The sequence below is a fragment of the Buchnera aphidicola (Chaetogeoica yunlongensis) genome (assembly GCA_039829965.1).
GTDB classification, from domain to species: domain Bacteria; phylum Pseudomonadota; class Gammaproteobacteria; order Enterobacterales; family Enterobacteriaceae; genus Buchnera_B; species Buchnera_B aphidicola_BA.
The window spans coordinates 333,499-352,807 of sequence record CP139909.1 but is presented as its reverse complement, the minus strand read 5'-3'; the positions used below and the strand labels follow the sequence as shown (position 1 = coordinate 352,807).

Genomic DNA, 19,309 nt, shown 5'->3' with positions numbered 1-19,309 from the left:
TTATATTATCTCTAATTTAGCATGAAAACAGCCAGCATTACTCATAGATTGTAATATTGAAATTAATTCTGAAGTGGTTATTCCTATAGAATATAATGTATTAATAATATCATTGAGATTAATATTTTGGTTTATTATTTTAATGTACTTTTGGATGTTTTTATTTTCATGAGTATCATAGCTTTTATATGTTTTAGATTTATAAATATACTCGTTATTTTCTATTTTAGGAATCATTTTTAAAATAATTTTATTATTAGTTGATTTATTATTATTAACGATTACTGATATATTTTTATGGTTAATAACACAAGTATTGATTTTAATTATTTGATTAGTAACAATATCACCTGTTCTAGTATTAATAATTATTTTGGAATCCTGAATAGGTGTATGTATATTCATATTTTGAATATTAGCTAATACTGTTACTTGTTCATCGATATCATTAGGAAGTTGAATTTGAATGGTTTTAGAGTTTAAAGCAATAGAAGAATTAGGATATAAATTATTAATTTTATTACTTATTTTTTTTGCTACATTAAAATCTTCTTTATTTAATTGTAAGTTTAATGTTTTATTATTTCCAAAGTTAAAATTAGCAATTTCTTTTTCTATAATTGCTCCATTAATTATTTTACCATTGTTAAAATGATTATCTAGAGAATATTGTTTTTCAAAGTTTTTATCAAAATATGTTTTTGTATTAATTAGTATGTTCCCTTGTGCAATAGCATAAACTTTGTTATCAGTTCCCTTCAATGGAGTTACAAGAAGAGTGCCCCCTTTGAGACTTTTAGCATTACCTATAGATGATACTGTAACATCTATTTGTTGTCCTATATGAATAAAATTTGGAAAATTAGCAGTTACCATTACGGAAGCAATATTTTTAAATTGAGTATTTTTATCATTTGGAATATTTGTTCCAAGTTTTGATAACATGTTTTTTATTGAATTCGTTGTATAAGGTATTTGATTAGTTTGATCTCCAGTTCCATCAAGCCCAATCACTAATCCATAACCTATTAATGGATAATTTCTTATTCCTTGTATAGTGATTAAATCTCTAATTTTATAAGCTAAAACAGGTGTACTAAATAAACATAATAAACTAATTAAAATATATTTTTTTAACATATTATGCTCTAATTTTATTAAATTCATTGTGATAGATATGAAATACTATTTTTTAATATTATTTAAATAATACTGTTATGTTTAGATTTTTAAGGTTTAAATCATTTTTATAGAGAAAATAAACTCAAAAAAATTTTTTTAAGCCAAGTAAATAAATTTATGTTTTTTAATTTGTTATTTTTTTCACTAATATAAGTGATATCAGTATTAGCAATTTCTGTTGATAATACGGAATTGTTTTTAGAAATAGTATAAGGATTCACGATTCCATAAAATCGTATTTTTTCTGTTCCATTATTTATTACAATGTTTTTATTTCCTGATACTTCTAAATTTCCATTAGGTAATATTTTATTAATTGTGACTGTTATTAGTCCAACAATTTTATTATTAGCAAAGGACCCACCTCTTCCTATAAAATCATTTTTAATAGCTGTATTGAATTCGAATAAATGATTTTTTTTTTCGGGTGAATTATTTTTTTTTTCATAGCCATGATTTATACCAATTCCAGTGTTTTCTTTGTTTATAAAATTATTAGAGATATTATTACTAGCTGTCATATTTTCTTGTAAAATTACAGTTAATGTATCTCCTACTTTTTGTGGTGTATAATTTTCAAAAAATTTTTCAAAAGAAGTATTGTTAAATTCATTTTTTGGAAAATTAAAAATATTCATTGATTTAGATTTTTGTTTAACAGAGTCGTTTTTATCAATATTTTCATGTTTTTGTTCATTTAATTTAGAATTAGAATGAATTGCGCATCCGTTAAGTATTATTATTACTGTAGTTAATAAAAGATATTTTTTTTTTAAAGTAAACAACTTAGTCACCATACAACAGAGAAAGTTTTTATTTATAATTAATATATTTAATTAAATCATGAAATTACAAATAATTAAATCATGTTTTTTTAAACTAATTATAGTTGTGATAATTTTTGCAGCATTTGATCCGAAGCAGTAATGACTTTACTATTTATTTCATATGCTCTTTGTGTTTGAATCATATTTACTAATTCTTCTGCAACGTTTACATTAGATGTTTCTACATAACCTTGATACAATAATCCTGTTCCATTAGCACCTGGAATAGAAGATATAGGATTACCAGATGCTTCGGTTTCTTGATATAGGTTTTCTCCTAAATTTGATAATCCAGAACTATTAATAAAATTATATAAATTTATTTGTCCAATTTGTAGCGGTGTAGGTTGTCCAGGAACAGTAACTGTCATAATTCCATCTCTGCTTACATGCAAATTACTCCCATTAGATGGAACACTAATTGTTGGTTGAATTAAAAATCCATTATTTGTTACTAATTGACCATTTTGATCTATTCTAAAGGATCCATCTCGAGTATATGCAACTGTTCCGTCAGAAAGTTGTACTTGAAAAAAACCGTTTCCATTTATTGCTATATCTTTAAGAGAATTTGTTTTTGAAAGATGTCCTTGGTTATGTTCACGTTCAGTAGATATTGGTGTAACACCTGTTCCTAACTGTAACCCTGATGGAGATATAGAATCTCCATAAGATTTAGAACCAGCTTGTTGAACAGTATGATAAATTAAATCTTCGAATATTACTTTGGAACGTTTGAATCCATTTGTACTAATATTGGCTAAATTGTTAGCAATGGTATCCATATTTATTTGTTGAGCATCTAATCCTGTTTTTGAAATCCATAATGAAGGAATCATATTTACCTTTTATTTTTAAGAAAATTGTTAAAGATTTAATTTAAGTTTAAAAATTTATTATATAATTGTGTATTCTCGTTATACATAGACAAAATTTTCATTTGAGTGTCAAATTTTCTTGAATTTTCAATCATATTAATAAGATTTTCTTCTAAATTTACATTGCTGTCTTCTAATGTTCCAGGTATTAACTGAACGTTTGCATTATTTTCTTTGTTTTTTTCTATTTTTGAATTTTTATTTAATAAATAAAATCCATTTTTATCATGTATTAAATTATTTATATTAAATGTTTTAAATCTTAATTTAGCAATAGGATAATTTGTTTCATTATCTTTTTTAATACTTACTACACCATTAGAAGATATAATTATTTCTGTGTTATTTGGTATGACAATGTCACCATTAGTTCCTAATACTGCATGATTTTGGATCATTAATTTTCTATTTGAATTTATTTTAAAATGTCCGTTTTTAGTATAAGCAATAGTTTTAGGATTAAGTTTTATTACAAACCAACTGTTTTTATTTTTAATAGCAAAGTCTAGAGGTTGATTTGTTTTTTTGAACATTCCTTGAGTATTATTTTTATAATGTTTGTATATATTTTTTGTTTCTATAAGATTATTTTTATTATTGTGAGACAAAATAATTTTAGATTCTAATTCTGATTTAAACCCTGTTGTAGAAGCATTAGCTATATTATTGGCTATAATTTCCTGGTTTTGAAATATTTTACTACATGTATTTTCTATAGTGTTTATTAAAGATTCCATAAAAATTATTTAATCTCATCTATATTATATTTATTTAAATGTCTATATTTTTTTAAAATTCTAAATTTTATTTCTATAAATAGTATTCAGAATATATATTTTTTGTAAAATAAATTAAATTCGTATTATATCAACTTTTTAAAAATATAAAAATTTATAATTTTTTGTACTTATTAAAATTTAATTTTTATTAAGTCTTAAAATAACAATTTAATAGTTTTATTTTTTTTTTACTTTTTGAAAATTTTAAAAAAAATTTTCAAAAAGTTTTTTATTATTATACAAAAATTGTTCTAAATATTATAAATGATAATCTTTATTAATTTTTTTAGAATTGTCATCTCTAAAATATTAATTTTATAGTAGAATAATATATGATATTTATTTTAATTACCAATAGTTAATGTTTTCATAATTAAATTTTTTGTTGTATTTAGCATTTCTAAATTTGTTTCAAAATCTCTCGCTGCTGTAATGGCATCAATTGTCTCTGAAATTAAATTCACATTTGATGTTTTAGCAAACCCACTCGAATCTGCGATAGGACTATTAGGATTATATATTGATTTTAAAGGAGATTTATCATCAATAATTTTATCTATTTTAACTCCTCCTAACTTATTTTTTAAACAAGAGTTAAATTTTAGTATTACTTTTTTAGCGATATAAGGACTTAATTTTTTATTGGTGTATATTAAGGAATCAATATTAGCTAAATTTGTTGCGTGAATAGACATTTTTTTTGATTGTGCGATTAATGATGATCCTGCAATATCAAAAATACTAAATAATGACATATCTTATATCATCCTTGTAGGACGTTTGTAATATTTCTAAGTTTGTTATTAATAAATACTACGTCTGCATGATATTTTAAACCGTTATGAACAAATTTTATTTTTTCAATATCAACGTTAACTGCTCCGTTTTTAGAAACATAATTATTATTTAGTAATTTATTTTGTTCAAAGTTTTTTGAATTATTTTTGTTTTTAATGTGTTTGTTAGATGTTGTGCTTAAGGTTTTTTTTGCTACTTCATGAGCTATATCTAATATTTTATTAAATATTTTAGAAAAGTTTATGTCAGACGCTTGATATTTTGGTGTTTTTGCATTAGAAATATTAGATGCTAATAATGATTGTCGATACGAATGCAAGTTTAAAGATAATTTAGTTTTATTAAGATCATGATTTATTTTATCTAACATACGTAACCTCTAAATTGAGTTATAAATATTTGTTTTTATAGTGATTTTATTTTTTAAGTTATTGTAACACATGTAAAATATATAATATTTTTAAACATACAAGAAAAATAAATTAAATTTATTGTAAATGTTTCAAATTTATTTATTTTTATTGCATTTATTTTAGTATATATTCATATATAATACAACTTAAGGAGAAAGTTTTAAATGTATTATTATTAATAATTTTATACTATAAGTAAGAATATTTTTATTTTTAAGTGATTTTATGTATATTATTTTATTTTTAATCATTAATAATGTTAAACTATTAGTTTAATAAATTGTCATTGATTTATTTTAAAATATTCCTAAATTCAGGTAAATTATATTTAAGTAAAATAGTTTATAGTGTAGAATCATATATTTTTTCTAATTTGCATACAAGATTTTAATTATTAGATTATGTTTTTTAAATATATTTTCAAACAAAGAAGAATTCAATTATATTTTTCAAAAAGAAATAAATATTTAAAGATTTATTCATGTTATTTTTTTCAAATTATAAATTAATATTAAGTTTTATGAGTACAAAAATATTTTAAAAATAATGATTCAAAAATAAATAGTTAGAGTTTATCTTGCTTTGATTATTAAAAATTAAAAATTAAAATTTATTTTATATGTTTTAAAATTTTTCAAAAATATTATTTGATAAAGCTATAAATATTTCTTTTAAAAATAAAAATGAAAAGGTACTATTAAATACTAAAATATAAATTTATAAGTATAATAAATATCATGATAAAAATCGTTATTGATTTTTTGTAAAATAAAATTATTTAATTATTTTGTAAACATGAAGTGTATTCAATTTTAAAGATGAAATATTAAATAATATTATATATGGTTAGAAAACGTAAAATTTTAAGTTTTTGATGTGAATAGCTGTAAAATTAAATTTTACAATATAATTTATTTGTAATTTAAATTTTTTTAGCATGTTTAATTTTTAAGAATATTTTTTTAGTATAGTTTTTAAAACATTTATAAAATTTCATTATTAACATTCCTTTTTATTTATTTTAATTAATTGATTTTGTATGTTAAAAAGTTTTCAATTTACACAATATGAAATATAAAATTTAAATTTTTAAAAACGAAATACAAATTTAACATATATTAAATACTGAAGTAATAATTTATCACTTAATTTTAGACGATATAATTTAAGATTGTAAAAAGGTAGTTTTATTGTGAATATTTTAAAATCATTGATATCTTTAAGTTTTGTAACTTTTATATCTAGAATATTAGGTTTCGTACGAGATTTATTACTTGCATATATGTTTGGTGCATCCGGAATAACAGATTCTTTTTTTTTAGCATTTAAAGTGCCAAATTTGTTTCGTCGTGTTTTTGCTGAAAGCTCTTTTTCTCAAGTTTTCATTCCTATTTTATCAGAATATAAAATTAATAAAGATATTAAGTCGACAAAAAATTTTATTGCAAATATTTTTGGTTTTATGATAGTAGTTTTAAGTTTATTCACAATATTTGGAATATATTTTGCTTCTGACATTATTAATATTTGTGCTCCAGGATTTTTTAATCACCCGGATAAGTTATATTTAACTTCTCAATTGTTGAAAGTAATGTTTCCATACGTACTCCTTATTTCTTTATCGTCTTTAACAGGGTCAATTTTGAATTCATGGAATTATTTTTCTATGCCCGCATGTTCTTCAATTTTTTTGAATATTAGTATAATAATTTTTATGATATTTATGACACCTTATTTTAATCCTAAAATTTTTTCTTTAGCTTGGGCTATTATAGTAGGTGGAATACTTCAATTGTTATATCATTTTCCTTACTTAATAAAAATTAACATGTTGGTATTTCCTAAATTTAATGTACTAAATTTAGGTTTAATAAAATTTTTGAAACAAATTAGCGTAGTGATTTTAGGAACATCAATAAATCAGATATCGATAATAATTGCTACAATGAGTTCTTCATTTTTAATATCAGGATCTATATCATGGATTTATTATTCAGATCGATTAATAGAATTCATTTCTAGTATTTTTGGAGTTTCATTAAGTACTTTGCTGTTGCCTTTATTATCTAAAAGTATTAATAATGCAAATCATAAAGAATATTCTAATTTATTAAATTGGGCTCTAAAACTTGTGTTTATATTAGTTATTCCTAGCGCTATAATATTATTTATGCTTTCTGAATCTTTAATAACTATATTATTTAAGTATGGTGCATTTACTTATAATGACGTCATTATGACGAAAAAAATTTTAGAATTTTATTCTATTGGAGTACTTCCATTTGTTTTAATAAAAATCTTATTAGTTGGTTTTTATTCAAATCAAAATATAAAAACTCCAATGAGAATTTCTATTTTTATTGTAATATTAACACAATTTTTAAATCTTATTTTTATAAAAAATCTTCAATATACTAGTTTTGCTTTAGCTATTAGTATATCTTCTTGGATAAATTTTTTTTTGTTGTATAAAAAATTATGTGAAAATAATATATTTATTACTTCAAAAAACTGGTTTAATTTTCTATCAAAAATTGTTATTTCAGCTATAGTAATGTTTATTTTATTATTTATAAATATTAAAATATTTCCTATTGAATGTGAACACCGTTTATTTTTCAAAATAATTCGTTTGTTATATACATGTATATTTTCTGGTAGTGGTTATTTATTAACTTTATATTGTTTAGGAATTCGTTTAAATCATTTTTTATCACCGTTTGATAAAGTTAAAAGTCCTTAAAAAAATATACAAATAATTTGGAGGAAGAGGGATTCGAACTCTCGGATGATTTCTCATCAGCGGTTTTCAAGACCGCCGCCTTAAACCACTCGGCCATTCCTCCTAATAATAACAAACACTTCGATTTTAAATTGATTTATATTTGTTATTAAAATAAAAAAGTATTATACTCTTATATTAAATCTTTTAAAAGAAAATATTTACTTAATTTTTCTTAAATTGAGAAAATTTATTTAAAATTGTTAAATTATTTTTAATTCAATTTAAATACCTTGTAATTATTTATTAATATTGTTAAAATGTAGAAAATTTTATGGCGCATTGACAGAGTGGTTTTATGTAGCGGACTGCAAATCCGTTTACCTCGGTTCAATTCCGGGATGCGCCTTAAAATAAATTATTAAACTTATAAAAAAATTAATATATTTATTATTTCTTTGCCCGGATGGTGAAATTGGTAAACACAAGGGATTTAAAATCCCTCGGCCTTATGGCTTTGCGGGTTCAAGTCCCGCTCTGGGTAAAATTTATTTTTTATGTAACAAATTTTTAATTACATAAATAATTATGTACTTAAAAATAATATTTTTTAAAAAATTATTTTATTTGGTTGTTTTAATATATTTTTTTTTAAATGAAACAATGTAGTCTTTTTTTTTAACTTGATAAACTTTGTAACAGGTAGTTTCTTTTAATACATTAATTTTAAAAAAAAATAATTTAAAAATCTTATAACAAGGTGTATTTTTTAAAGTTACAATTCTAATCTCCCCCCGTTTTGATAAGTGTTCTACTGATTGTTGTATAATATTTTTTAATGTATTAAAATTTATTTTATTTCCTTGATGCAAAGGAGGGTTAGATATAATTAAATCAAATTTTTTATAATTTATATTAGAATAAATATCACTAGCTAATATTTTTGCTTGAATATTATTAAATTTTAATGTTAATTTACTAGATTCTAAAGCTGATATATGAGAATCTAACAATGTTAACTTTATTTTGGGATAATTTTTTGCTAAAAACACAGACAAAATACCTGATCCACAACCTATATCTAATGCTGTTTTCCATGTTTCTGTATTATTAAATGTAGATATTAATAATTTTGTTCCGTTATCAATTTTATTATAACTAAAAACTCCAGGAATTGTTTTAACAATAATATTATTCCACTCATGATGTTTTATAAAATTGTAATATTCAAATCTAGGTGTACAAAAAATTTTTCCAATATACACTGTATAATGATTAATTGAATGTAACTTTGTTAAAATAATCCATTTTTTCAATATTTTTTTTGCACATTTTATACCACTTTTATTTTCTCCTAAAATAAAAATTTTTTGATTACTATTTAATAGTGAAAAAATATAATTGAGTTGAAATAACACTTCATGTTTACTTTTTGTCCAAATATATATTAATATTTCAGAACTATTAATTATTTCTTTTTTTATTAATAAACTAAATATTATTTTATTTACATCATTTTTTTTCTGATTTTTCAAAATGCATAGATCTTGAGTATGTATTTTAATTTTAATATTTGGTAGACTAGGAATTAAAATATTATTAATATTTCCTGTAATAAGAATATTCTTTTGTTTAGAAATAAATTTGTTTTGTTGAGTGTATGTAATTAAAATTTTACTGATTATTTTTATATTCACAATTTTTTTTATTATAGAATTTTTTATATAAAAAGGAAATATATAATAATTTTATATATAAATCGTTATTTTTATAATATAAGATATAAATATAAATCATATAATTTAAAAATATATAAAAATTTTATATGTAAAATGATTTTATTAGTATAGAATATTTAATGCTTAAAAAATATTTATTTTAAAATAAAAAAATTATCGTTTGTTTACTATTTTAAACAGAAAATTTTTTAATCATTGGTTTTAATTTTTATAAATGAACAATATTTTATGAACTATTTATATTATATTTAATTGAATATTTATTAAATATGATTTTAATTATTAGTAAAATTAATTTATATAGTAAATTAAATAGAATATGAAAATATTACCAATTGAATTAAAAGGACGTGTATTTACATTATTAGTTTTATATCTAAAAAATAATTCAGTAGAATATATTAAACATGAATTATTAAAAAAAATAAAAAAATTTCCAATTTTCTTTAAAAATACTCCTATAGCTATAAATGTCGAAGAAGTATCTGATAAGATTAATTGGAAAAATATGAAAAATGCAATTGTTTCATGTGGTTTTTATATTATTGGAGTGAGCGGTTGTCATAATAATAAATTAAAAAATAATATTATTAAATCTGGTTTACCTATTTTATCTGAAGGAAAAGAGTGTTTTGACTATAAAGATATTAAGCATGATAATAAAATTCCATCTTGTTCAGGAAATTATTTTAATAAAACTAAAGTAATTAATTATCCTGTTCGTTCTGGGCAAAAAATTTATGCTAGCAATTCTGATTTAATCATCACTAATAATGTTAATTCTGGAGCAGAAATTATTGCTGATGGGAATATTCATGTATACGGTGAAGTAAGAGGGCGTATTTTAGCAGGTGCTAAAGGAGATAATACGTGTCAAATATTTTGTATGAAATTTTTTTCTGAATTAATAGCTATTTCTGGTAAATATTTATTAAGTGAACAACTTTCTTCAGATATATTTGGAAATAGTGTAAAAATATGTATGTTAAAAAATCATCAATTACACATCGTGAAATTGAATTAAAAATATATTTTATAATTAAGGAAAATATATGACGCGTATTATTGTAGTAACTTCAGGTAAAGGAGGTGTAGGTAAAACTACTTCTAGTGCTGCAATTGCAACAGGGTTTGCAAAATTAGGAAAAAAAACTGTAGTAATTGATTTTGATATAGGATTGAGAAATTTAGATTTAATTATGGGTTGTGAAAGAAGAGTTGTATATGATTTTATTAATGTAATAAACAATGAAGTAAATATTAATCAAGCTTTAATTAAAGATAAAAGAACAGATAATTTATTTATTTTGCCTGCATCACAAACTAGAGATAAAAATGCATTAACAAAATTAGGAATAGAACGAGTAATACATAAATTAATAAATATGAAATTTGATTTTATAATTTGTGATTCTCCAGCAGGAATAGAATCTGGAGCTGTTTTAGCAATATATTTTGCAGATGAGGCAATTATAACTACAAATCCAGAAGTTTCTTCAGTTAGAGATTCAGATAGAATATTAGGAATAATAGCATCTACTTCACAACGCTCTAAAAGAAATTGTAAACCTATAAAAGAACATTTATTGTTAACACGTTATAATCCTAGACGCGTTCGTCAAGGTGAAATGTTGAGTACTGATGATGTGTTAGATATTCTTAGAATTCCTTTAGTAGGTGTAATTCCAGAAGATTCATCAGTTTTAAAAGCTTCTAATCAAGGTAAACCTGTAATTTTGAATTATGATTCAATTGCAGGAAAAGCTTATTGTGATACAGTAAATCGTTTGTTGGGTAAAACTTGTCCATTTCGTTTTATTAAAGAAGAAAAAAAAAGTTTTTTAAGTAGATTATTTAGGAGATAAATCAATGGCTTTATTAGATTTTTTTTTATCCAGAAATAAACATACTACAGCTAGTATAGCAAAAGAAAGACTTCAAATTATTGTAGCTGAACGAAGATTAAATGGTAGTACACCAAAATATTTACCAAAACTTAAAAAAGAAATATTACAAGTACTTTGCAAATATATTAATGTTACACCGAATATGATAAAAATTCAATTAGATAAAAAAAAGAAAAACATGTCTGTATTAGAATTAAATGTTACATTTTCTGAATAAAATATAGAAAATTAATTTTTTATTTTGTATTTTGTAAATATGTTGGAGTAATATTAGAGAGCGATACTTTTTGTTGATAAAATTCATTTGATAAAATTAAAGAAATAATATATTTTGCATTTGGAGATTGGATATTTGTAATAAAAATATTTTTTATAGTTAATTTATTTAATAACAAATTTATACCATTACCTACTACAATCCATTTATCACGCAATAAATTTATTTTTTTATATATACTATAAATATTTAATATTTCTCCTGGTGAGTAAAGCACCCATATTTTTTTTTGTTTATTTCTAATATATTGAATCCAGTATATATTTTTTTTATCTATAACAAATAAAATTAACACTTTTTTGATTTTATATATTTTCCAAGCTTGTTGCGCCATTACTAATATAGTAGATAATGGAATAAAAGAGATATTGTTTAATCCTAATGATAATCCTTGAATGATTGAAAGAGATAATCTAATTCCTGAAAAATTTCCAGGACCTTGTAAAGTAGAAATATAATCTATATTATGTAAAGAAATTTTTTTTTTTTGTAATATTTCTTTTATCATAGGTAATACATAATTAGAATGATTTTTTATACATATTCTATTAATACAATAAATATTTTTATTATATAACAACGCGATAGAACATTGAGACATAGATGTATCAAAAGCTAAAATTGTTTTTTTTATTATTGTCATAATTTAATTTTAAATAATAATTTTTTATATGAATTATAAACATATTTACAATATCTAAATTTTTTGTTTTTATGATTACGTTTCATTATAGTATTTAAATTTATGGTTTAAAACTTATATTTTTTGGTTGTTCTTTTGTTATACGAACTAAATGTATTTGGTATTGTGTAGCTTCCAAGATATGAAATTTTAAAGGGGGAATAATAATAGTTTCACCAGGTATAGGTAATTGACCTGTATGAGAAATTAATAATCCAGCTAAAGATGCATAGCTTTTTTCTTCTTGAATTAAATTAGTAATATTAAGGCATTGTTTTAAAGAATGTAAATCCGTTCCTCCTTTTACTAACCATCCATCTTTTTCAAAAATAATATCTGGTGTTTCATCTGCATCTGGAAATTCACCAGCAATTGCTTCTAAAACATCTAAAGGAGTAATTAATCCTTGTACAGCTCCAAATTCATTGGTGATAATTACTAAACTTCCTTTAGCACGTCTTAATACTCCTAATAAATTTATAGGATCAAGTGTATCTGGTATAATAATAGGAGATATAGTAGAACAAAATTCAATTATATTTATTGTTTTTTCTAATGCAATTAGTAATTCTTTAGCACGAACTATACCTATAACTTCATCTAATTGACCTTTACATACTGGAAATAAACTATGAGGTGTATCTAGCAATTGACACCTAATTTTATTTTTTTGTTGATAAATATCTACCCAAGAAATTTCATTTCTCGGTGTCATAATACTTCTAATCGATCTAGCAGCTAGTGTTAATACACTATGTATCATGTATTTTTCTTCTTCTTTAAAAGATTCTGAATCTATAGAAGTATAATTATTTTTTTGTTTTTCATTTTTTTTAGAAGAATTGTATTGTATAGTTTTATTTTTAAATTGGTTTCCTATCATTAATTTTAATACTGATTCAGCTACTCTTTGTCTCATTGGTTTTCGAAATTGATGCAATATAAAATTTCTACGAGCTATTTGATTTAGTATTTCTATAATTATAGAAAAACCGATAGCAGCATATAAATAACCTTTAGGAACATCTAGACCTAATGCTTCTGATACTAAATTACATCCAACCATTAAGAGAAAGCTAAGGCATAATACTACTACTGTTTGATGACTATTAATAAATTTTGTTAATGGTTTAGAAGCTAATAACATTAATATCATAGCAATAATTACAGCCATCATCATAATTGGTAATTTATTTATCATACCCACAGCTGTTACAATAGCATCTAAAGAAAAAACAGAATCTAAAATAACAATTTGAATTACTATAGTCCAAAATTCAGCACGATGTTTATTATTCTTGTTTTTGTGAATATTACTATCTAATCTTTCATTTAGTTCAATTATTGCTTTAAATGATAGAAATAATCCTCCAAACAATAATATTAAATCTCTTCCGGAAAAAGAAAAGTATTTATTATTAATTATTGGAGATGTTAAAGTAATCATCCATGACATCAATATAAGTAAACCTAGCCTCATTATTAAAGCTGCGCTTAAACCAATTAAGCGAGCTTTATCTTGTTTACATGGAGGTAGCTTTTCTGATAAAATAGCTACAAAAACTAAGTTATCAATACCTAAAACGATTTCTAATATAATAAGTGTTAACAGACCTGCCCACGTTGACGGATCTAAAAGTAGTGTCATTTAGAAACTCCGAAAAAAAATATAAGGACAGAATTAGAATAAATTATATTGTTTTTATAATTAAAATACAGATAATAATTTTTTTTATTTTAACAAATTATTATTTATTCAACAGCAAAGGCCTTAATATAAAATTAAAAGGCCTTTGTTACAATTTTATGTATTATTTTTATTTAATATATTAAATTTATGATGTTTAAATTTAATTTTAAATAAAAAAATTTTGTTTGAAAAATTAATAATCATTTTATTAACAAATAGATGTAAAAAAATTCAAAATAGTTTTAAATAAATTAAATAATCAAATATTTTTCATCGTATATTTTTATAAATAAATGTTAATAATATAAAAAACATTAGGGTATTTTATTGTATGAAAATTTAATATTTTACAAGTAAAGCTGATATAAAATTTTACTATTATTGTAATAATATTATTTAGATAAACTTAAGTTATGTAAATTTTCTGATAATAATAGTTTCTTAAAAATAATTTTTTAAAATATATTATAATAAAATCATTTGATAAAATAAATGTTTATTAAATCGATTTTAAAAAATTTTACACATTATTCTATATAATTTAATATTTTTTGTTCAATTATCAAAAAAAATAAAATTTTATTTTTACATATAATCTTGATTATATAAAGCTTGAATTCTTTTATTTAATGATGGATGAGACATAAACAAATTTAATAAAGAATTATTTTTTCCATGAATGCATAAAGCTAATAGATTACTTTGCTCTTGAGGTTCATAACTTATTTTTAACTTTTGTAAAGCAGCAATCATATTTTCTCGACCTACTAATTTAGCAGAACCTGAATCAGCATAAAATTCTCGATGTCTAGAAAACCACATTGTTATTATACTAGCAAGTATACCAAATAATAGTTCTAATGTAACAGAACAAATTGTATATATCCATGTATCTTGATTAGAAGAATTATCATTTTTTTCTTCGGAAAAAATTGATGAAATAATTTGAGCAATAATACGAGAAATGAATATTACAAAGGTATTCATTACACCTTGTATTAATGTCATAGTCACCATATCACCATTAGCAATATGACTTATTTCATGAGCTAAAACAGCTTCAGCTTCATTGCGATTCATATTTTCTAATAGACCTGTAGAAACAGCAATTAATGCTGAATTTTTACGTGCTCCAGTTGCAAATGCATTCATATCAAGTGCGTGATATATAGCAATGTCAGGTGTTTTAAGACCCATTGTGTTAGCTTGATTCTTAACAGTATTTATTAACCATCGTTCAGTATCATTTATAGGACACTGAATTATTTTTGCGTTGATAGATTTTAAAGCAATCCATTTTGATAGTAATAACGATATTATTGCTCCACCAAACCCAAAAACACTAGAAAATATTAATAATCCATGAACACTTTTAGAATTAACACCTGTAAAACTTAAAATTAAATTAAATATAAATATAACTGATAAATTAGTTAATAAAAAAAGAATTATTCGAATCATAATATCATATCTTCCCAATTAATATAGAAAGTATATCATAATAAATTATTTATTAAGATAAAAAAATAATTTTAGAATATTTATATTAAAAAAAATATTCTTATATAAACAATTATAAATTATACATAAATTTTTATGTTTGTATAAATTTTATTTTTTATAAATAACGAGAATATTTTTCTATTTTTTGAATGTATTTAGTTATATAGATATCATGAAACATTTTATTATTTAAAAATAATTTTACGATTTATTGATTCCATTCGTAACCATCTTTTACGATCATTGTTTTTGAACGTTCAGGTCCCCAAGTTCCAGCTGGATACAAATCTAAATTTTGAGGCTTTATTTTTAAGCAATAAAAAATTGAATCTATCCATTCCCAAGCTAATTCTATTTCATCTCGTCTAACGAATAAAGATTGAATACCATACATACTTTCCAGCAATAATTTTTCATATGCATCTGATAATTGTGTTTTTTGATATAAATCGGAATAGTTAAAGTCTAAGCAAACTAAATCTAACTTATATTGAGAAGTCAATTGAGGTTTTTTATTTAATATGTATATTTGTATTCCTTCATTTGGTTGTAATGAAAGGACAAGTTTATTTTTTGGTAATGTATTAAAATTTTTTTTGAAAATATTTGTCATGGGATGTTTAAAGAAAACAACAATTTCTGAACATTTTTTAGGAAGACGTTTTCCTGTTCTTAAATAAAATGGAATACCAAACCATTGGTTATTATCAATATATATTTTCATAGATACAAAAGTTTCAGTATTTTCTTTTGTTTGACTTATTTGATGATTCATATCATCGATATAAGAGGGAACATTTATATTATTAATTTTTCCTGATGTATATTGTCCTAATATTAAATTTTTTTGAATTGTATTTGTGTTGAATGGTCTTAATGATTTTAAAATCTTTATTTTTTCATTACGTATACTATCTGAAGTAAGATCTTTTGGAAGTGACATAGTAATCATAGTTAATATCTGAAGTAAATGATTTTGTACCATATCTTTTAATTGTCCTACTTTATTAAAATAGTTTAATCTTCCTTCCACTCCTATTTTTTCTGAAATAGTAATTTGAACATGATCGATAAATTCATTATTCCAATTATAATAAAATAAAGAATTGTAAAATCTAAATGCTAATAAATTTTGTATTGTTTCTTTTCCAAGATAGTGATCTATTCTAAATATTTGATGTTCTTTGAAAAATTTAGAAATTTTATCATTAACTTCCATAGATGTTTTTAAAGAAGATCCTAATGGTTTTTCTATTATTATTCGAGTGGGTTCTATATTTAAATTTATTGAACTTAATCCTATACAGATTTTTTCGAACATATTTGGAGGAACTGCAAGATAATTTATTATAATATTTTTACTTAGAAGGATGATATTTTTTAATTTTTTAAAATTATTAATATAATTAACGTCAATATTACAAAAATACAATCTGGAAGAAAAATTTTTCCAAGTAGATTCAACAATGACATCATTCATAAATTTTTTTAATGAATCATACACTATATTAGAATAAATAGTTTTATCCCAGTTAGCACGTCCTACTCCTATAATCCTTGTATTTTTATACAATTTATTTTTTTTTTCCAATTGATATAAAGCAGGTAATAATTTTCTACAAGCTAAATCCCCTTTTGCACCAAAAATGATTAAATCGCATCCCATGTTTTTCTTATTCATAATAGTCTCAAATTATTTTTTTAAATTAGTTTAAATAATAATTTTTATATATTTTATTTAATATTTTTAGTTTTATTAATATTAGTTTATTATAAAAATAAAGATTGTATTTTAATTACATATGTATAAATATTTTATCAAGTATTATCTGAGAATTTTTAACTGATATAAAATTATGATTTTAATATATTTCATAATTATTTATGTAAAAAAAGTTTGTTATATATAAAGAATAAACTTTTGTTTTAATAACTAATATTAAGATATTAATTTGTAAGGTGTAATTTTGTTAATAAATTATATGCTTTAAATTTTATATTAAATATATGAATCATTTATAATTTATTGTTTATAGTATAAATTATTTAACATATAAAAGGAATAATATAAATAATGAAACGTTTTAGACGCACTAAAATTATTGCTACATTAGGTCCTTCAACTGATGATTATAATGTTTTAGAAAAAATGGTTAGGTTTGGTGTTAATGTTTTTCGTTTAAATTTTTCTCATGGTACTAAACAAGAACATATTTATCGAGTAAATATGGTGACAGAAATTACAAAAAAATTAAATTGTTATGTTGCGCTTTTAGGTGATTTACAAGGGCCTAAAATTAGAGTTTGTAAATTTCAAGAAAATAAAATTTTTTTAAAAAAACATCAAATTTTTATCCTAGATACTGATTTTAATAAAAACCATGGCAATATAAATAAAGTAGGAGTTGATTATAAAAACTTATCTAGAGATGTAAATAAAGATGATATTTTATTATTAGATGATGGACGAATACAATTAAAAGTTATTAATATTATTAATACAGAAATATTTACTAAAGTTATTATAGGAGGATTTTTATCTAATAATAAAGGAATTAATAAATTAGGAGGTGGTTTATCAGCTAAAATTTTAACTGATAAAGATAAAAATGATATCATTACTTCTATGGAGTTAGGAATAGATTATTTAGCTGTTTCCTTTCCAAGATATGGTGATGATTTACATCAAGCAAGAAATTTTGCATTGAGAATTGGCAATAAAGCAAAAATTATAGCTAAAATAGAAAGAGCAGAAGCTGTTAGAGATTTAAAAATAATTGATGAAATAATATTAGCCTCTGATGCTATTATGGTTGCTCGAGGTGATTTAGGTGTAGAAATAGGAGAGTCTGAATTAGCTGGAATTCAAAAAACTTTAATTAGAAGATCTCGTCAATTAAATAGAATTGTGATCACAGCTACTCAAATGATGGAATCTATGATAACTAATCCTATGCCAACTCGTGCTGAAGTTATGGACGTTGCTAATTCAGTATTAGATGGCAGTGATGCAGTAATGTTATCTGCCGAAACTGCATCAGGAAAATATCCTGCTGAAACGATTAAAATTATGTCTAAAATCTGCCAAGGTGCTGAAAAAATGCCCAGTATTAATGTTTCTAGACATAGAATTCATGATAAATTTAATAATATTGAAGAAGCTATTGCTATGTCAACAATGTATACTGCTAATCATTTAAATGGAGTTACTGCTATTATTACTATGACTGAATCAGGAAATACAGCTTTAATGACTTCTAGAATTACTTCAGGTTTACCAATTTTTGCATTATCTGAACATATAGCAACATTAAAATTAACTTCTTTATATCGAGGAGTAACTCCTATTTTATTTAAAAGCAATAAAGAAGGTGTGGCTGCTGCTAATGAAGCAATATGTATATTAAAAAATCGAGGATTATTAGAATCTGGAAATTTAGTTATTGTAACTCAAGGAGACATTATGGGAAAAATAGGAAAAACTAATACTAGTAGAATTATACAAGTTTAAATAAACATTAATAAGTATTTAATTTTGTATTGAAGTATTATCAGACTTTTTGTTTAATGTATTTTTGCTTATGGAATTTTTAAATTAAAAATTACTAAATTTTTAGTGAATTATAAATTTATTTATTTTTTTTGTTTTTATCAATTAATTGATTATATTATCTTTTATATTGAACTTTATTAAAAATAAAATTTATACATTAATTTAATTTTTTAAAAATATATATTTAGTAATGAGTACAAAATTATATTTAGTGGCGTGATTTTTCAGTATAAAATTAACCATTATTTATTTTTTATTAAAAATAAATAACACTTAATTTTTTTATAAAAAATAATTTTAATTTGTGATTAATATCATTTCATAATTACAACATGTCTAAAAAAATATAAAAAATAATT

General features: G+C 21.9%; 16 protein-coding genes and 3 tRNA genes. 7 read left to right on the top strand and 12 right to left on the bottom strand.

What is annotated here, in order from left to right; all coding sequences use genetic code 11:
• The 6 genes from UAR70_01545 to flgB all read right to left on the bottom strand — a co-directional run bounded on the left by UAR70_01545 (position 1) and on the right by flgB (position 4,834).
• A complete protein-coding gene (locus UAR70_01545) occupies positions 1–1,140 on the bottom strand; it encodes a flagellar basal body P-ring protein FlgI (GenBank protein ID XBC39555.1) in 1,140 nt (379 codons plus the stop codon).
• Positions 1,141–1,247: 107 nt separating this feature from the next.
• Positions 1,248–1,979: a flagellar basal body L-ring protein FlgH gene (locus tag UAR70_01540; GenBank protein ID XBC39554.1), complete on the bottom strand. Its 732-nt coding sequence runs from the start codon at positions 1,977–1,979 to the stop codon at positions 1,248–1,250.
• Positions 1,980–2,065: 86 nt separating this feature from the next.
• Complete coding sequence (flgG, locus tag UAR70_01535) at positions 2,066–2,848, bottom strand: flagellar basal-body rod protein FlgG (GenBank protein XBC39553.1); 783 nt, start codon at positions 2,846–2,848, stop codon at positions 2,066–2,068.
• Between the two features lie 35 nt (positions 2,849–2,883).
• Positions 2,884–3,624 (bottom strand): flagellar basal-body rod protein FlgF, encoded by a 741-nt coding sequence (gene flgF, locus UAR70_01530; protein ID XBC39552.1) that lies wholly within the window; start codon positions 3,622–3,624, stop codon positions 2,884–2,886.
• A gap of 386 nt (positions 3,625–4,010) precedes the next feature.
• Positions 4,011–4,421, bottom strand: coding sequence for a flagellar basal body rod protein FlgC (gene flgC / locus UAR70_01525; GenBank protein ID XBC39551.1), 411 nt, complete (start codon positions 4,419–4,421; stop codon positions 4,011–4,013).
• An 8-nt stretch (positions 4,422–4,429) separates the two neighbouring features.
• Positions 4,430–4,834: a flagellar basal body rod protein FlgB gene (gene flgB / locus UAR70_01520; GenBank protein ID XBC39550.1), complete on the bottom strand. Its 405-nt coding sequence runs from the start codon at positions 4,832–4,834 to the stop codon at positions 4,430–4,432.
• A 1,235-nt stretch (positions 4,835–6,069) separates the two neighbouring features.
• On the opposite strand from flgB, the gene murJ reads away from it, so the two are divergent.
• Positions 6,070–7,620 carry a murein biosynthesis integral membrane protein MurJ gene (murJ, locus tag UAR70_01515; protein XBC39549.1) on the top strand — a complete coding sequence of 517 codons (1,551 nt, stop codon included), beginning with the start codon at positions 6,070–6,072 and terminating at the stop codon, positions 7,618–7,620.
• Between the two features lie 18 nt (positions 7,621–7,638).
• On the opposite strand, the gene UAR70_01510 is transcribed toward murJ, so the two are convergent.
• Positions 7,639–7,723: transfer RNA gene (locus tag UAR70_01510), tRNA-Ser, on the bottom strand.
• Positions 7,724–7,935: 212 nt separating this feature from the next.
• On the opposite strand from UAR70_01510, the gene UAR70_01505 reads away from it, so the two are divergent.
• Together UAR70_01505 and UAR70_01500 are read left to right on the top strand one after the other, a co-directional pair.
• Positions 7,936–8,008, top strand: a tRNA-Cys gene (locus UAR70_01505).
• A 51-nt stretch (positions 8,009–8,059) separates the two neighbouring features.
• Positions 8,060–8,143: transfer RNA gene (locus tag UAR70_01500), tRNA-Leu, on the top strand.
• A 79-nt stretch (positions 8,144–8,222) separates the two neighbouring features.
• Here UAR70_01500 and UAR70_01495 read toward each other — a convergent pair.
• A complete protein-coding gene (locus UAR70_01495) occupies positions 8,223–9,296 on the bottom strand; it encodes a methyltransferase (protein XBC39548.1) in 1,074 nt (357 codons plus the stop codon).
• A 361-nt stretch (positions 9,297–9,657) separates the two neighbouring features.
• On the opposite strand from UAR70_01495, the gene minC reads away from it, so the two are divergent.
• From minC to minE, 3 genes are read left to right on the top strand one after another with little or no spacing between them, the layout of a single operon-like run.
• Positions 9,658–10,362 carry a septum site-determining protein MinC gene (gene minC / locus UAR70_01490; protein XBC39547.1) on the top strand — a complete coding sequence of 235 codons (705 nt, stop codon included), beginning with the start codon at positions 9,658–9,660 and terminating at the stop codon, positions 10,360–10,362.
• 28 nt (positions 10,363–10,390) lie between these two features.
• Positions 10,391–11,203, top strand: coding sequence for a septum site-determining protein MinD (gene minD, locus UAR70_01485; protein ID XBC39546.1), 813 nt, complete (start codon positions 10,391–10,393; stop codon positions 11,201–11,203).
• Positions 11,204–11,207: 4 nt separating this feature from the next.
• Positions 11,208–11,462 (top strand): cell division topological specificity factor MinE, encoded by a 255-nt coding sequence (gene minE, locus UAR70_01480; GenBank protein ID XBC39545.1) that lies wholly within the window; start codon positions 11,208–11,210, stop codon positions 11,460–11,462.
• Between the two features lie 19 nt (positions 11,463–11,481).
• Here the strand turns inward: minE and tsaB are convergent, their stop codons facing one another.
• From tsaB to zwf, 4 genes are all read right to left on the bottom strand, one after another.
• Complete coding sequence (gene tsaB, locus UAR70_01475) at positions 11,482–12,165, bottom strand: tRNA (adenosine(37)-N6)-threonylcarbamoyltransferase complex dimerization subunit type 1 TsaB (GenBank protein ID XBC39544.1); 684 nt, start codon at positions 12,163–12,165, stop codon at positions 11,482–11,484.
• Between the two features lie 100 nt (positions 12,166–12,265).
• Positions 12,266–13,852: a TerC family protein gene (locus UAR70_01470; GenBank protein ID XBC39543.1), complete on the bottom strand. Its 1,587-nt coding sequence runs from the start codon at positions 13,850–13,852 to the stop codon at positions 12,266–12,268.
• Between the two features lie 627 nt (positions 13,853–14,479).
• Positions 14,480–15,355 (bottom strand): protease HtpX, encoded by an 876-nt coding sequence (gene htpX / locus UAR70_01465; GenBank protein ID XBC39542.1) that lies wholly within the window; start codon positions 15,353–15,355, stop codon positions 14,480–14,482.
• Between the two features lie 250 nt (positions 15,356–15,605).
• Positions 15,606–17,078 (bottom strand): glucose-6-phosphate dehydrogenase, encoded by a 1,473-nt coding sequence (gene zwf, locus UAR70_01460; GenBank protein ID XBC39541.1) that lies wholly within the window; start codon positions 17,076–17,078, stop codon positions 15,606–15,608.
• A 390-nt stretch (positions 17,079–17,468) separates the two neighbouring features.
• On the opposite strand from zwf, the gene pyk reads away from it, so the two are divergent.
• A complete protein-coding gene (gene pyk / locus UAR70_01455) occupies positions 17,469–18,908 on the top strand; it encodes a pyruvate kinase (GenBank protein XBC39987.1) in 1,440 nt (479 codons plus the stop codon).
• Positions 18,909–19,309 lie beyond the last annotated feature (401 nt).

Coding starts and splice junctions, on each gene's coding strand:
- UAR70_01545 (XBC39555.1), bottom strand. CDS start 1,140: ATGTTAAAAAAATATATTTTAATTAGTTTATTATGTTTATTTAGTACA.
- UAR70_01540 (XBC39554.1), bottom strand. CDS start 1,979: ATGGTGACTAAGTTGTTTACTTTAAAAAAAAAATATCTTTTATTAACT.
- flgG (XBC39553.1), bottom strand. CDS start 2,848: ATGATTCCTTCATTATGGATTTCAAAAACAGGATTAGATGCTCAACAA.
- flgF (XBC39552.1), bottom strand. CDS start 3,624: ATGGAATCTTTAATAAACACTATAGAAAATACATGTAGTAAAATATTT.
- flgC (XBC39551.1), bottom strand. CDS start 4,421: ATGTCATTATTTAGTATTTTTGATATTGCAGGATCATCATTAATCGCA.
- flgB (XBC39550.1), bottom strand. CDS start 4,834: ATGTTAGATAAAATAAATCATGATCTTAATAAAACTAAATTATCTTTA.
- minC (XBC39547.1), top strand. CDS start 9,658: ATGAAAATATTACCAATTGAATTAAAAGGACGTGTATTTACATTATTA.
- minD (XBC39546.1), top strand. CDS start 10,391: ATGACGCGTATTATTGTAGTAACTTCAGGTAAAGGAGGTGTAGGTAAA.
- minE (XBC39545.1), top strand. CDS start 11,208: ATGGCTTTATTAGATTTTTTTTTATCCAGAAATAAACATACTACAGCT.
- tsaB (XBC39544.1), bottom strand. CDS start 12,165: ATGACAATAATAAAAAAAACAATTTTAGCTTTTGATACATCTATGTCT.
- UAR70_01470 (XBC39543.1), bottom strand. CDS start 13,852: ATGACACTACTTTTAGATCCGTCAACGTGGGCAGGTCTGTTAACACTT.
- htpX (XBC39542.1), bottom strand. CDS start 15,355: ATGATTCGAATAATTCTTTTTTTATTAACTAATTTATCAGTTATATTT.
- zwf (XBC39541.1), bottom strand. CDS start 17,078: ATGAATAAGAAAAACATGGGATGCGATTTAATCATTTTTGGTGCAAAA.